The sequence below is a fragment of the Streptomyces polyasparticus genome, assembly GCF_014493765.1.
Lineage (GTDB): Bacteria > Actinomycetota > Actinomycetes > Streptomycetales > Streptomycetaceae > Streptomyces > Streptomyces polyasparticus.
On record NZ_JACTVJ010000004.1, the window covers coordinates 301,963 to 316,111 of the forward strand.

Consider the following 14,149-nt stretch of genomic DNA (forward strand, 5'->3'; position numbering starts at 1 on the left):
GGGCAGGGTCAATGCGCGAAGGCGCACACCCGGGGCGGATCGCCGCATTCCCGGCACAAGAACTGTCGCACGAGGCCACCGGGGTAGCTCTGGTCCCGCTGGCCCGCACCTTACGACGCGGGAGCCCACCATCCAAGAGTCAGCAGCAGACGCTTCCCTATACGACGACGCCGTGGCCACGCGACGGGACGCCGGCGCAGCCGAGAGCAGCCGCGCGAACCGCGGCTGGTGGGACCGGAACGCGGACGAGTACCAGAGCGATCACGGGGCCTTCCTCGGGGACGACCGCTTCGTCTGGGGCCCCGAGGGCCTCGACGAGGCGGAGGCCCGGCTGCTCGGTCCCGCCTCGTCGTTGAAGGGTGCCGCGGTCCTGGAGATCGGCGCGGGCGCCGCCCAGTGCTCGCGCTGGCTGGCCGCGCAGGGTGCGCACCCGGTGGCGCTCGACCTGTCGCACCGCCAGCTCCAGCACGCGCTGCGGATCGGGGCCGAGGGCGTGGGCCTGGTGGAGGCGGACGCGGGGGCGCTGCCGTTCGCGGACGGCACCTTCGACCTCGCGTGCTCCGCGTACGGCGCACTCCCCTTCGTCGCCGACCCCGTCCTCGTCCTGCGCGAGGTGCGCCGGGTGCTGCGGCCCGGCGGCCGTTTCGTGTTCTCGGTCACGCACCCCATCCGCTGGGCGTTCCCCGACGAGCCCGGCCCCGAGGGCCTGTCCGTCTCGGGCTCCTACTTCGACCGCACGCCGTACGTGGAGCAGGACGACAGCGGTCACGCCGTGTACGTGGAACACCACCGCACCGTCGGCGACCGCGTACGGGACGTGGTCGCGGCGGGCCTGCGCCTGGTGGACCTGGTCGAGCCGGAGTGGCCGGACTGGAACACCCAGGAGTGGGGCGGCTGGTCCCCGCTGCGCGGCTCACTGATCCCGGGCACGGCGATCTTCGTCTGCGACCGCGACTGAGGTCACGGGGCCGGCTTTTCCGTACGGGAGCCCGGGGCCTTGTCCGGGCGGCGGGCCAGGTCCAGGGCGTAGTCGGGCCACCAGTTCCCCGCCGGCGGTCCGCCGCGGCAGGCGCCGTCGGAGTCGCCCGGGTGCTTGATCCACAGGAACGCGTCGATACGGGGATGGCCCGTCGCGGTCGTCGGGGTGCGCCCGAGGGTGCGGCCCGGCGGGTTGCACCAGGGTTCGGCCAGGCCCGGGGGCGGCGGTCCGCTGCCGTTGCGGCTCGTGTCCATGACGAAGTGCTTTCCGCCGAGGAGTTCGCCGAGCGTGTTCCCGTACGCGATGACCTCGGCGTCGGCGCGGAAGTTGGACACATTGAGCGCGAAGCCGTCGGCGCGGGCCGCTCCGGCGCGCATCAGGGCCGGGACCATCCGCCAGGGGTTGGGCACCCAGGCCGGATGGCCGGCGTCCAGGTACACCTTGGTGCGGGGCTGCTGCTTGAGCCGGTCGACCGCCTTGGTGAGCAGATCGACGCGTTCGTCGTGGAAGCGGGCCGGGGTGCAGCCGTCCAGCAGGTGCGGGACCGCGTCGGGTTCGAGGATCACGAGGGCCGGGGCGTCGCCGATCGCCGCGGCGAAGCGGTCGATCCAGCGCAGGTAGGCCGGTCCGCTCTCCGCGCCGCCCGCGGAGTACTGGCCGCAGTCGCGGTGCGGGATGCGGTAGGCGACGAGCAGGACGGTGCGCCCGTCCGCCTCCCGTACGGCGCGTTCGATCCCGAAGGTGGGGTCGGCGTCGGCGAGCCAGGTGGGGGTGGGCTGCTCGGCGATACGGCGCATCTGCCGAGCGTCTTCGATCCGGCCGGCCTGCTGCCAGGTTTCGGCCTGGCGGGCGGCGGCGCTTTGCGGGTCCACCCAGAAGGGGTGCGGGTCCTGGGCCGCGGCGGGTGTGGTCACGCCGGTCGTGAGGAGTGCCGCCAGGAGTGCGGGGGCGGTGAGGGCGCGGTTGAGCATGCGTTTCTTTCCCCCACCCCGCCCCTTCCCGAAACCGGGGCTCCGCCCCGGACCCCCTTTGCGGAGTCCCCACGGATGGGTGGGCCAGCGGGGGCTCCGCCCCCTGCACCCCCCTTTTCGCGCTGAACGCGCTCGGCCTCAATCGCCGGCGGGGCTGGGTATTCAGCCCCTGCGGCGATTGAGCAGATCCGAGCGAAGCTCGGATGCGGGGTCCAGGGCGAAGCCCCGGTTTCGGGAAGGGGCGGGGTGGGGGAGAAAGCCCGCCGCAGGCGCCCACCCACCCGCACCCTCACCGCCCCGCGCCCGTCCACCACACTGGACCCCGTGATCCGCACCGACGCCCTCGCCGAGCTGCCCGTCCGCACAGCCCTGCCCACCCTGGAGGCAGCGCTGGACACCCGCGGCACCGCGGTCCTGTGCGCCCCGCCCGGCACCGGCAAGACCACCCTCGTACCGCTGGCCCTCGCCGGGCTCCTGGGCCAAGGAGAGCCCCGCCGCGTCCTCGTCGCCGAGCCACGAAGGATCGCCGCGCGCGCCGCCGCACGGCGGATGGCCTGGCTGCTCGGCGAGCAGGTGGGCGAGAGCGTCGGTTTCACGGTACGCGGCGAGCGGAACGTCGGACGCGGCACCCGCGTCGAGGTGGTCACCACCGGCGTGCTGCTGCAACGTCTGCAGCGCGACCAGGAGTTGAGCGGCGTGGACGTGGTCGTCCTCGACGAGTGCCACGAACGGCATCTGGACGCCGATACGGTCGCCGCGTTCCTCCTCGACGTACGGCAGACGCTCCGTCCCGAGCTGCGCCTGATCGCCGCCTCGGCGACCACCGACGCCGAGGGCTGGGCCCGCCTCCTCGGCGACGGAGGCGACGGAGGCGACGGAGGCAGCCGAGCAGCCGAGCCCGCCCCCGTCGTCGAGGCGCAGGGCACCGCCCACCCCGTGGAGATCGTCTGGGCACCACCCACCCGCCCCGTACGTCCCCCGCACGGCATGCGCGTCGACCCCGCCCTGCTCACCCATGTCGCGGCCACCGTCCGCCGCGCCCTGACCGAACGCACCGGCGACGTGCTGTGCTTCCTGCCCGGCGTCGGTGAAATCGCCCGTGTCGCAGGCCAGTTGGGCGGTCTCGGGGACGTGGACGTGCTGCAGGTGCACGGCCGTGCACCTGCCGCCGTGCAGGACGCGGTGCTCTCCCCGGGGACGCGGCGCCGGGTCGTTCTCGCCACCGCCGTGGCCGAGTCCTCCCTCACCGTCCTGGGCGTGCGGGTCGTCGTCGACTCGGGGCTCGCCCGCGAGCCGCGTACGGACCATGCGCGCGGCCTGAGCGCACTGACCACCGTACGGGCGTCGCAGGCGGCCGGGCGGCAGCGTGCGGGGCGGGCCGGGCGTGAGGCGCCCGGTGCGGTGTACCGCTGCTGGGACGAGGCCGAGGACGGGCGTCTTGCAAGGTTCCCCGCGCCGGAGATCAAGGTCGCGGATCTGACCGCGTTCGCCCTGCAGACCGCCTGCTGGGGCGATCCGGACGCCTCCGGGCTCGCGCTGCTCGACCCGCCGCCGGCCGGCGCGATGGCCGCGGCGCGCCACTCGCTGACGGCGATCGGTGCGCTCGATCCGGCGGGCCGGGTGCCCGAACGGGGCCTGCGGATGGCCCGGTTGGGCCTGCATCCGCGCCTGGGCCGCGCGCTACTCGACGGTGCGCGCGAGCTCGGCGCGCGGACGGCGGCCGAGGTGGTGGCGCTCCTGAGCGAGGAGCCGCCACGTGAGTACGGGAACGACCTCGCGGGCGCGTTGCGCGCGGCCCGCCGCGGCGGCGACGCGTACGGCGCCCGGTGGCGCACGGAGACCCGCCGGCTGACCTCGGCGCTCGGCAGACAGGGCGACGGCCGGGAGGCCGGCCCCTCCCCCGCGACCGCACCGAACCCGCCGTCGGCCCGCCTGTCGGCGCCGACCGCCGAGGACCGCGCCCCCGCCCTCGTCACCGCCCTCGCCTTCCCCGAGCGCATCGCCCGCTCCAAGGGCGCCGGCGCCTACCTCATGGCCTCCGGCACGGCGGCCGAACTCCCCGACGGCTCCCCGCTGTTCGGCTCCGAATGGATCGCCGTCGCCGTCGCCGACCGGCCTGTCGGCTCCGCGCACGCACGCGTACGGCTCGGGGCGGTGCTCGACGAGGACACCGCACGTGCTGCCGCCGCACCGCTGTACAGCAGCGGCGCCGAGGTCGGCTGGACCGACGGCGACGTGGTCGCGCGGCGGGTCGACCGGCTCGGCGCGATCGAGCTGCGGGTGCGCCCGCTCGGCGACCCCGACCCCGCTCTCGTACGGCAGGCGCTGCTCGAAGGGCTGGCCGCGGAGGGCACCGTACTCCTGAAGTGGCCGCAGAAGGCACAGGAGTTGAGGCGGCGGCTGGCCTTCGTGCACCGGCAGCTGGGCGAGCCCTGGCCCGCCGTGGACGAGACGGCGCTGCTCGCGCGGGCGGACGAGTGGCTCGAGCCCGAACTGTCGAAGGCGCGGCGCCGCGCGGACCTCGCACGGATCGACGCCGGGCAGGCGCTCACCCGGCTGCTGCCGTGGGCGACCGGTGAGGCCGCACGGCTCGACGAGCTCGCACCCGAACGGTTCACGGTGCCGAGCGGCTCGTCCGTACGGATCGACTACACCGACCCCGAACAGCCCGTGCTCGCCGTGAAGTTGCAGGAGATGTTCGGGCTCGCCGAGACACCCGAGGTCGCCGGCGTGCCCGTACTCGTGCATCTGCTCTCGCCCGCGGGCCGGCCCGCCGCCGTCACGGCCGATCTCGCCTCGTTCTGGCACTCCGGCTATCAGGCGGTACGGGCCGAGCTGCGCGGACGCTACCCCAAGCACCCGTGGCCGCAGGACCCGGCGGGCGCAGCACCCACGAAGTTCACCAACGCCCGCCTGCGCAGGGAGAGTTGATCAGACCCCGGCCGGTTCGGGTTCCGGCTCGCGGTCACCCGAAGGCTCCGGACCGTCGGGACGGCGGCTGCGGGCCTCCAGCCACAGCGAGAGGGACAGCAACAGCAAGGCGAGGAACCCGAAGCCCCACGGAATGTACGTGGTCATCGCGAGCACCAGCTGACGCTGCGACTTGACCAGATCCACCGTGGACTTGATGAAGTCCTCGCGCATCTTCACATGCCCGTCGAAGACCGTGAGCTTGTCCTTGCCCGGGGCCATGGCCACCAGGAGCGAACCCCCGCGCATCTCCTCCTTGTGGATCTCCTCGCCGTAAACGGGCGCGCCGGTGGTGGGATCGACCCAGAACTTGCGCACGGTCGTGTACCACATCTCCGTCTTGCTGTTCTTCAGGACCTCGGGCGAAATCTCCATGCCGCCGGGCATCGTGCTGGGCCAGTCGACCTTCCGCCAGGGGATCGTCTGCTCGAAGTAGTAGACGTCGAGGCCACGGAAGTTCTGCTCGCCCTTGAAGAAGATGGTGTTGGTCGAACGGCTGCGCGCGTCGAAGTACTTGTAGTCGCGCTTCTCGGTGAGGAAGGGCCACTTGAACTCCAGGCCCTCGCGCTTGACCGGCTGCTTGTCGGCCATCTCGCCGGTGGCATGCACGGGCTCCGCGGAGTGGGCGTCGAAGATGTAGCGCTCGGGGATCTTGGTGACCATGTTGCCGTCGGAGTCCTGCGCGTAGGACAGGCCGTCCCACACGACGACGTCCTTGCCGGCCGTCTCCTCGATCTTCTCGGACTCCTCCACATTGCCCTTGAGCGTCTGCACGATCGACAGGTCGGTCTTCACCACCCCCTTCCCCACCTGGTAGATGCTCGCGCCCTTCGCCTCCAGGACCATGATCTGGTACTGGTTCGCCGGCACCTTCGCCAGGCGCGGGAACGCGTAGAAACGGATCAGCGGCGAGAGGGCCGCGAAGAACACGGCGAAGCCGAGAAGGATCAAGCTGGCCTTGCGGCGCATCGCAGCGGCCTCCCTACGGGTGCTTGGGAACGGTGGTGAGCAACGGCTTCGGCGAGGTCTTGCCGGGCGGCGCCTCCATCGAGGAAATGGTGAGGACCAGGGCGAGCGCTACGGCGAGACCGATCCCGGCGGCTATCAGAGCGCGCATATCCGGCCCCCCTCCCAGAATCTGATACGGCGTCAGGGCTGGGGCACCGTAGCAACGCGGGGGCGAGATGAGAACACGTCGCACCGCCCCTGATCCGGGATTCGGTTCAGGGGCGGTGCGGTGACGCGTGTGAAGTTGTGTGACGCGCTACGGCGTCACCGAGCGGGGCCGCACGGCCTCACGGAGTGGGGTTCGGCGACGGGGAAGGCGAAGGCGACTCCGCGGCCGCCACCTTCAGCTCGATGTCGAGCTTGCCGCCGCCGTTCGCGAGCAGACGCAGCGTGTACGTACCGGCCGTGTCGTCCGCGTAGATCTCCGGCACCTTCACCGTGCCGTCGGCGCCCGTGGTGAGCGTCAGCGTCCGGATGACCTTGCCGTCGGCGTCCTTGAAATAAGGACCGGCGTCGTTGGGGTCGCCCTCCGCATTCTTGATCATCGTGGCGGTGACCTTGACACCCGCCGCGGCCGCACCGTCCAGCGTGGCCTTCACCTCGACGGTCTCGGCGAACGCCGCACCCGGCGCACCGGTCAGCGTGGCCGTGGCACTCGTCAGCGCGTCGGCCTGACGGGCCGTGACCGTGGCGGAGAAGTCCGCGGTGATCACCCGGCTGCCCTCGGTGGTGGTGGCGCGGATGACGAACTCCCCGGGCTGCTCCCCCGCCAGGATCCTGGGCGCGGTCGCGAAACCGGAGATGTCGGTGGTGACGACGGCCGACTTCGACCCGTCGGCGAACGTCGCCTGCGTACTGCCGACGATCGCGAACCGCACCGCCTGCTTGGGCACCCCGGCACCGGAGGACGTGGCCGCCTTCACCTTCGGGCTGCTCGCGAAAGCGGTGCCCTCGGTGGCGGTGAACGGGCCACCGCTCTTGACCAGCCGGGCGACGGTCACCGGCGTGGGCGTCGTCGGCGGAGTGGTCGGGGGCGTCGTGGGCGGAGTCGTCGGCGGAGTGGTGGGGGGCGGCGTGGTCGCACCGCCGCCGGAGGGCGGGGTCGTGGCACCCGGAGACGTCGGGCCCGGCGTCGGGTCCGGGTCCGGAATGTCGTCGTCACTGCGGTTGCCCGGCTCACGGCCCGTGCCGTCCGGCACCGTGTCGACACCCTTGCGGAACTTCTCCAGCCACTTCAGGACCAGATCGAGATAGTCCGTGGAGTGGTTGTAGCTCAGGATCGCCTCACGCAGATCCGCGGCCTTCGACAGATCACGGTTGTTGGCACACAGATACTTGCCGGCCGCGAGCGCCGCGTCATAGACGTTGTTCGGATCCTCCCGGCCGTCCCCGTTGCCGTCCTGACCCCACGTCGCCCAGGTCTGCGGAATGAACTGCATGGGGCCGACAGCCTTGTCGTGCACCGTGTCACCGTCATAGACACCGCCGTCGGTGTCGGTGATGTTCGCAAAACCGTTGCCGTTCAACTGCGGGCCCAGAATCGGCGCGTTGGTCGTGCCGTTCGCATCGACCTTGCCACCGCGCGCGTGCCCCGACTCGACCTGACCGATCGCCGCCAGCAGCTCCCACGGAAGGTTGCACCCCGGATTGTCGCCGCGCAGCGCGTTCTCGGCCTTCTTGTACGCATCGAGAACCGTCTCCGGTATCCCCGACGTATCGGCCTCGACGGAGTCACCCGGGCTGTCGACATCCGGCGAAACAAGATCGGGCAGATCCGTGTAGTACGAGTCGTCGCCACTCGCCGAATCGGGAGCCTCGACCTTCCCCGTGGACTGACGCCCACCCGAAGGAACATCCGTGACGCCGGGCGCCTGCGAGGCGGACAGGGCGGCGAACGCCGCCGCGGCCACCGCGGCCGCTGCCGTTGTCTTCCGCATCCGCTTACCGAAGAGCGCTCGCATGCCTACGGTTCCCCTCCTGCAGTTCCCACCCGGCGCGCGCTCCCCACGCGCCAACGCACGCGACCCTACGACAACTTCCCTTGCGCAGAAACAGGTTGCTGTCCGGTTTATGACCGGATGGCTATGTGTGTGCACTCGGAAAGTTCACCGCGGCCGCACGGCACCTTCCACCGTCGATCAAGATGTCCCCGTACGCATACACGCCCGCCATGTGCCCGCCACCCGCCCGCCCCAGGAGCACCGTTGCCGTTCACGCTCAGCCACGCCGCCGCCGTACTGCCCCTGGTACGCAGGGACGGAACCGGGCGCGGACCCCTGCTGCCCTCCGCGATGATCGCGGGCTCCTTCGCCCCCGACCTCACCTACTTCGCGGCAAGCGTGCTGCCCGGCGCCATGGAATTCGGCACCTTCACCCACTCCTGGCCCGGCGTCCTCACCGCGGACGCCGCCATCACCGCACTCCTCGTCGCGGCATGGCTGCTCCTGCGCGAACCCGTCATCGCCCTGCTGCCCCACACCTGGCAAGGACGCGCACTCGGACTCCTCCGCGGACGCACATGGCACCAACGCCCGCGCGGCCCCCTGCTGTTGTGGGCCTACCTGTCCGCCGTCCTCGGCGCCGCGACCCACACCGTATGGGACGCCTTCACCCACCACGACCGCTGGGGCAGCGAACTCCTGCCCGCACTCGACGACAACATCGCCGGACAACCCCTCTTCTGGTACCTCCAATACGGCGGCTCCGCACTCGCCCTGCTCGCCGTGACCTGCTTCACCACCTCGGCCCTGCGCAGAACCAAAGCCGCCCCCACCGACACCCTGCCGCACCTCACCCACCGCGCCCGACTCGGCGCACTCGCCCTCATCGGCACATGCGTCCTCCTCGGAGCAGCCCACCGCACCGCACGCTGGCTCGACCACTGGGGCGGCATGCCCGGAAAACCCTGGGAAATCATCCCCACCCTCTGCTTCGGCGCCGGCGCAGGACTCGTCCCCGGACTCCTCCTGTACGCGACAGCAGTCAGGGTGCGGCCGGACCGGACGGGTCCTGACGCGACGGGCCGGACGGATCCTCACACGGCGGACCAGCAGGATCCGCACCCGGCGGAACCGACCCGTCCGACTCCTCACTGATCTCACTCAACGGCGTCAACCCCTGCCCCCCGGCACGCCCCTTGTTCAACGCACGATGCACCACCTGCGCCACCCGCTCGATCGTCCGCACCCCCTGCGCCTTCGACGGATTGTCATGACTCAGCACCACGATCCGATACGTACGCCCCGCCCCCGTGAACGCACCCACACTGTGCACCCGCCACCCATGCGTCGCCCGCGGCAGCCACCCGTTCTTCACATGCGCCGTGACACCCTTCGCCATCCCCGACGGCACACCCCACCGCTGATCCGCACGCACCTTCCGCAACTGCTCCAGCCCATACCCACGCGACCGCAGAAACGACCGCGCCTCCGTCAGCACACCCAGCAACCGCATCTGATCCAACGCCGTCGTACGCGTCAGACCCCACAGACCATTCGGGCCCGGAACGGTCGAGGTCGCCCGCGCCTTGCTCAGAAAACGCTCGATACGACTGGGCCCGAGATCCTGCCAGAGCTGCCAAGCCGAACCATTGTCCGAGACCTGGATCATCGGCGGGACACGACGGGCCTCCCACCCGGTGAGCTTGCGACGCCACTGCTCCGCCCGCCACAGCACCGTCTCCATGATCAACACCTTGGCGATGCTCGCCGAGTCGTAAGGCCGATTCGCATCCACCGCACACCACAAGTCACTCGCATCGTCATGCACCGCCACCGACACCGTGCCACCACCCGCCCGGGACGACAAAGCCGCCCGTATGTCCTTCGACATACGAGCGGCAAGACCCGGATCACGAGCAGAACGACAAGCCGGCGCTATCGCAGCACCCCGACGCACAGCATTCGCATCGGCCGCCGCAGCTATCGGAGCAATCAGCGCAGAAGCCACCGCGGCAGCAACCGCAGGACGCCAATGCCGCCCGCCACCGGCCACGCCATGACGGCGACGAATGGCCTGACGAGTGAGCGTACGGCGCGTGCGTATGTGAAGACCCATGCCCGCCACGATGCCGGGACGCCCGCAGTCAGGCCTGACTGCGAGGGCCGTCTGAGTGAGGGCCGATCGGGCGGTACGCCCAGGCCCCGCATCACAGGCAGGGCCCGGGGCCTCGCACTACGGGCAGGCCCGGAAGGTGAGCCCGGGGACTACTGGCCGCCCTTCGCCGCCTTCTTCTCCTCGGCATCCTCGATCACGGCCTCCGCCACCTGCTGCATGCTCAGCCGACGATCCATCGACGTCTTCTGAATCCAACGGAACGCAGCCGGCTCCGACAGCCCGTACTCCGTCTGCAGAATCGACTTCGCGCGGTCCACCAGCTTCCGCGTCTCCAGACGCAGCGTGAGGTCCGCGACCTCCTTCTCCAGCGTCTTCAGCTCCGTGTACCGCGACACGGCCATCTCGATCGCCGGCACCACATCACCCTTGCTGAAGGGCTTCACCAGATACGCCATCGCACCCGCGTCCCGCGCACGCTCCACCAGATCGCGCTGCGAGAACGCCGTCAGCATCAGCACCGGAGCGATCGACTCCTCGGTGATCTTCTCCGCGGCGCTGATGCCGTCCAGCTTCGGCATCTTCACATCGAGAATCACGAGATCGGGCTTGTGCTCCCGGGCAAGCTCGATGGCCTGCTCGCCATCGCCCGCCTCGCCCACGACGGTGTAGCCCTCTTCTTCGAGCATCTCTTTCAGGTCGAGCCTGATGAGCGCTTCGTCCTCGGCGATGACGACGCGGGTCGTCAGCGGGGGCACGTGTGCCTTGTCGTCGTCTTCTGCGACGGGCTGGGGCGACTCGGGGGCGGTCACGGGGGCTCCTCTGGGGCCGGGCCTGGCAGGTACTGCTGGCTGCAGCCTACCTAGCTGCGCTGAGCTGCGATGACCCGGTACACTTCCCGGCAGCCTCCCTGACTTGCCCGGTTGGAGGAACTGGTCAGACTCGCGGTGCTCAAACCACCGTGCCTTAGGGCATGTGGGTTCGAATCCCACACCGGGCACAAGCAGAAGCGGATGTTCACATTCTCGTGAACATCCGCTTTTTGTTACTCGCTGCGACGGCTGGTCGCACACAGTGTCGATATGAACTTTCATGGCACAGAAGTGCGACAGAAGGCGCTCACGCTGCTGCGAGGCGGGGCCAAGAACGCGGACGTCGCGCGCCAGCTGAACGTCCCGAAGGGAACGGTCGGCTACTGGAAGCACGAGGACCGCGCGAAACGCGGCGAGTGCCCAGGCCGAGTCCATACGAGATGCCCCCGATGCGACGACGACCTGGACAAACCTGCGTACGCATATCTTCTGGGCCTCTACTTAGGGGACGGCCACATCATCCAGCACAAGGCAATGCGGGCGCCGTCCCTCTCGATCACATGCACGGCAACCTGGCCAGCCCTCATGGACGAGTGCGAGAAGGCCATGCGCGCCGTGCTCCCCCACAACTCACCCTGTCGGGTCCGCCGTAAGGGCTGCTTCGACGTGAAGGTCTACTCGAAACACCTCTGGTGCCTCTTCCCGCAGCACGGCCCCGGCAGGAAGCACGAACGGACCATCGCCCTCGAACCGTGGCAACAGGAGATCGTCGACGCCAACCCGTGGGAATTCATCCGCGGGCTGATCCACTCCGACGGATGCCGGATCACCAACTGGACGACGCGCATCGTCGCCGGTGAGCGCAAGCGCTACGAATACCCCCGGTACATCTTCACCAACAAGTCCGACGACATCCGCCAGCTCTGCACTGACACCCTCGACAAGCTGGGCATCGCCTGGACCCACTGCACTCGCAACGGGAACCCGTACAACATCTCCGTTGCCCGCAAGGCGGATGTCGCCCTCATGGATCAGCACGTGGGGCCCAAGCACTGAGCCCCACCGTCGCCGCCTACTTGGGCTCCAGCCGTACCACCACCGCCTTGCTCACCGGCGTATTGCTGGTGTCGGCGGTTGAGTCGAGGGGGATCAGGACGTTCGTCTCCGGGTAGTACGCGGCCGCGCAGCCGTGGGCCGTCGGGTAGTGGACGACGCGGAAGCCGGGGGCGCGGCGTTCGACGCCGTCGCGCCATTCGCTGACAAGGTCGACGTACGTGCCGTCTTCCACCCCGAGCGATGCGGCGTCTTCGGGGTTGACCAGGACGACGCGGCGGCCGTTTTTGATGCCGCGGTAGCGGTCGTCGAGGCCGTAGATGGTGGTGTTGTACTGGTCGTGTGAGCGGAGGGTCTGCAGGAGCAGGCGCCCGGCGGGGAGTTGGGGGTATTCGACGGGTGCGGCCGTGAAGTTGGCCTTGCCGGTCGCGGTCGGGAAGCGGCGTTCGTCGCGGGGGGCGTGGGGCAGGGTGAAGCCGCCGGGTGCGGCGACGCGGGCGTTGAAGTCCTCGAAGCCGGGGATGACGGCGGCGATGCGGTCGCGGATGGTGGCGTAGTCCTTTTCGAACTCGGCCCAGGGTGTGCGGGAGTTGTCGCCGAGGACGCGGCGGGCGAGGCGGGCGACGATGGCGGGTTCGGAGAGCAGGTGGGGGCTTGCGGGCTGGAGGCGGCCGCGTGAGGCGTGGACCATGCCCATGGAGTCTTCGACGGTGACGAATTGTTCGCCGCTGCCTTGGAGGTCCTTCTCGGTGCGGCCGAGGGTGGGGAGGATGAGGGCGCGGGCGCCGGTGACGGCGTGGGAGCGGTTCAGTTTCGTGGACACGTGGACGGTGAGCCGTGCTCGGCGCATGGCTGCTTCGGTGACGTCGGTGTCGGGGGTGGCGGCGACGAAGTTGCCGCCCATGGCGAAGAAGACTTTGGCTTCGCCGTCGCGGAGTGCGCGGATGGCGCGTACGACGTCGAGGCCGTGGTGGCGCGGGGGTGCGAAGCCGAATTCTTTTTCCAGGGCGTCGAGGAAGGCGGGGGCGGGGCGTTCGAAGATGCCCATGGTGCGGTCGCCTTGGACGTTGGAGTGGCCGCGTACGGGGCAGACGCCGGCGCCGGGGCGGCCGATGTTGCCGCGCAGGAGGAGGAAGTTGACGACTTCGCGGATGGTGGGTACGGCGTGTTTGTGCTGGGTGAGGCCCATGGCCCAGCAGACGATGGTGCGCTGCGAGGCGAGGATCATGGCGAGGGCTTCGTCGATTTTGTCGCGGGTCAGGCCGGTGGCCTTGAGGGTTTCGTCCCAGTCGGCTTCGCGTGCGGAGGCTGCGAACTCTTCGTATCCGTGGGTGTGTTCGCGTACGAAGTCCTCGTCGACGGCGTCTTCGGTGTCGAGGATGAGTTTGTTGAGGAGGCGGAAGAGTGCTTGGTCGCCGCCGAGGCGGATCTGGAGGAAGAGGTCGGTGAGGGCGGTGCCTTTGAGCATGCCGTGGGGGGTCTGGGGGTTTTTGAACCGCTCCATGCCTGCTTCGGGGAGCGGGTTGACCGTGATGATCTTTGCGCCGCCGGCTTTGGCCTTTTCGAGGGCGGTGAGCATGCGGGGGTGGTTGGTGCCGGGGTTCTGTCCGGCGACGATGATCAGGTCGGCTTTGTAGAGGTCGTCGAGCAGGACGCTGCCCTTGCCGATGCCGATGGTTTCGACGAGGGCGGAGCCGGATGACTCGTGGCACATGTTGGAGCAGTCCGGCAGGTTGTTGGTGCCGAACTCGCGGGCGAAGAGCTGGTAGAGGAACGCTGCCTCGTTGCTGGTGCGGCCGGAGGTGTAGAACACGGCCTCGTCGGGGGATGTGAGGGCGTCGAGTTCTTCGGCGACGATGTCGAAGGCGCGTTCCCAGGTGACGGCTTCGTAGTGGTCGGCGCCTTCGGGGAGGTACATGGGCTGGGTGAGGCGGCCTTGTTGGCCGAGCCAGTAGCCGCTGCGGTGGGCGAGGTCGCTGACGGGGTGGGCGGCGAAGAAGTCGGGGGTGACGCGGCGCAGGGTGGCTTCTTCGGCGACGGCTTTGGCGCCGTTTTCGCAGAATTCGGCCTTGTGGCGGTGTTCGGGTTCGGGCCAGGCGCAGCCGGGGCAGTCGAAGCCGTCTTTCTGGTTGACCTTGAGCAGGGTGAGGGCGGTGCGTTTGACGCCCATCTGCTGTTGGGCCATGCGCAGGGTGTGGCCGATGGCGGGCAGTCCTGCGGCCGCGTGCTGCGGGGCGGCGACCTCGGGTGCGTCCTGGACGGGATCGCCGGCGGGGGGCTTGCCTGCCATGGCCGTTCTCCTT

General features: G+C 70.0%; 11 protein-coding genes and 1 tRNA gene. 5 read left to right on the plus strand and 7 right to left on the minus strand.

Annotation, left to right across the window (positions count from 1 at the left end; translation table 11 throughout):
* Window positions 1–130: 130 nt before the first annotated feature.
* Window positions 131–958, plus strand: coding sequence for a class I SAM-dependent methyltransferase (locus H9Y04_RS05705; protein ID WP_308800906.1), 828 nt, complete (start codon window positions 131–133; stop codon window positions 956–958).
* Between the two features lie 2 nt (window positions 959–960).
* On the opposite strand, the gene H9Y04_RS05710 is transcribed toward H9Y04_RS05705, so the two are convergent.
* Window positions 961–1,950, minus strand: coding sequence for a glycoside hydrolase family 6 protein (locus tag H9Y04_RS05710; protein WP_187812555.1), 990 nt, complete (start codon window positions 1,948–1,950; stop codon window positions 961–963).
* Window positions 1,951–2,274: 324 nt separating this feature from the next.
* On the opposite strand from H9Y04_RS05710, the gene hrpB reads away from it, so the two are divergent.
* A complete protein-coding gene (gene hrpB, locus H9Y04_RS05715; protein ID WP_187812556.1) occupies window positions 2,275–4,881 on the plus strand; it encodes an ATP-dependent helicase HrpB in 2,607 nt (868 codons plus the stop codon).
* Here the strand turns inward: hrpB and pgfA are convergent, their stop codons facing one another.
* The 3 genes from pgfA to H9Y04_RS05730 all read right to left on the minus strand — a co-directional run bounded on the left by pgfA (window position 4,882) and on the right by H9Y04_RS05730 (window position 7,889).
* Window positions 4,882–5,889: a cell envelope lipid trafficking protein PgfA gene (pgfA, locus tag H9Y04_RS05720; RefSeq protein ID WP_187812557.1), complete on the minus strand. Its 1,008-nt coding sequence runs from the start codon at window positions 5,887–5,889 to the stop codon at window positions 4,882–4,884. It lies immediately after the preceding gene.
* A gap of 13 nt (window positions 5,890–5,902) precedes the next feature.
* Window positions 5,903–6,037: an SPW_0924 family protein gene (locus tag H9Y04_RS05725; protein ID WP_107407016.1), complete on the minus strand. Its 135-nt coding sequence runs from the start codon at window positions 6,035–6,037 to the stop codon at window positions 5,903–5,905.
* Window positions 6,038–6,215: 178 nt separating this feature from the next.
* Window positions 6,216–7,889: a lytic transglycosylase domain-containing protein gene (locus tag H9Y04_RS05730; protein WP_187812558.1), complete on the minus strand. Its 1,674-nt coding sequence runs from the start codon at window positions 7,887–7,889 to the stop codon at window positions 6,216–6,218.
* Window positions 7,890–8,132: 243 nt separating this feature from the next.
* On the opposite strand from H9Y04_RS05730, the gene H9Y04_RS05735 reads away from it, so the two are divergent.
* The gene (locus H9Y04_RS05735) at window positions 8,133–9,023 is read left to right on the plus strand and encodes a DUF4184 family protein (protein WP_187812559.1); all 891 of its coding nucleotides are present in this window, start codon (window positions 8,133–8,135) and stop codon (window positions 9,021–9,023) included.
* On the opposite strand, the gene H9Y04_RS05740 is transcribed toward H9Y04_RS05735, so the two are convergent.
* The gene (locus tag H9Y04_RS05740) at window positions 8,911–9,759 is read right to left on the minus strand and encodes a serine hydrolase (RefSeq protein WP_187812560.1); all 849 of its coding nucleotides are present in this window, start codon (window positions 9,757–9,759) and stop codon (window positions 8,911–8,913) included. The two genes, H9Y04_RS05735 and H9Y04_RS05740, sit on opposite strands and share 113 nt — an antisense overlap.
* Window positions 9,760–10,133: 374 nt before the next feature.
* Window positions 10,134–10,793, minus strand: a complete 660-nt coding sequence (locus H9Y04_RS05745) for an ANTAR domain-containing response regulator (RefSeq protein WP_187812561.1) — start codon at window positions 10,791–10,793, stop codon at window positions 10,134–10,136.
* A gap of 105 nt (window positions 10,794–10,898) precedes the next feature.
* Between H9Y04_RS05745 and H9Y04_RS05750 the strand changes: the two genes are divergently transcribed.
* Window positions 10,899–10,981: transfer RNA gene (locus tag H9Y04_RS05750), tRNA-Leu, on the plus strand.
* Between the two features lie 82 nt (window positions 10,982–11,063).
* A complete protein-coding gene (locus tag H9Y04_RS05755; RefSeq protein ID WP_187812562.1) occupies window positions 11,064–11,849 on the plus strand; it encodes a helix-turn-helix domain-containing protein in 786 nt (261 codons plus the stop codon).
* 16 nt (window positions 11,850–11,865) lie between these two features.
* Here the strand turns inward: H9Y04_RS05755 and H9Y04_RS05760 are convergent, their stop codons facing one another.
* Window positions 11,866–14,136 (minus strand): FdhF/YdeP family oxidoreductase, encoded by a 2,271-nt coding sequence (locus H9Y04_RS05760; RefSeq protein ID WP_187812563.1) that lies wholly within the window; start codon window positions 14,134–14,136, stop codon window positions 11,866–11,868.
* Window positions 14,137–14,149 lie beyond the last annotated feature (13 nt).

What these genes read in the sequence shown, in the direction of transcription:
- H9Y04_RS05710 (WP_187812555.1), bottom strand. Translation starts at nt 1,950, where the DNA reads ATGCTCAACCGCGCCCTCACCGCCCCCGCACTCCTGGCGGCACTCCTC.
- pgfA (WP_187812557.1), bottom strand. Translation starts at nt 5,889, where the DNA reads ATGCGCCGCAAGGCCAGCTTGATCCTTCTCGGCTTCGCCGTGTTCTTC.
- H9Y04_RS05725 (WP_107407016.1), bottom strand. Translation starts at nt 6,037, where the DNA reads ATGCGCGCTCTGATAGCCGCCGGGATCGGTCTCGCCGTAGCGCTCGCC.
- H9Y04_RS05730 (WP_187812558.1), bottom strand. Translation starts at nt 7,889, where the DNA reads ATGCGAGCGCTCTTCGGTAAGCGGATGCGGAAGACAACGGCAGCGGCC.
- H9Y04_RS05740 (WP_187812560.1), bottom strand. Translation starts at nt 9,759, where the DNA reads ATGTCGAAGGACATACGGGCGGCTTTGTCGTCCCGGGCGGGTGGTGGC.
- H9Y04_RS05755 (WP_187812562.1), top strand. Translation starts at nt 11,064, where the DNA reads ATGAACTTTCATGGCACAGAAGTGCGACAGAAGGCGCTCACGCTGCTG.
- H9Y04_RS05760 (WP_187812563.1), bottom strand. Translation starts at nt 14,136, where the DNA reads ATGGCAGGCAAGCCCCCCGCCGGCGATCCCGTCCAGGACGCACCCGAG.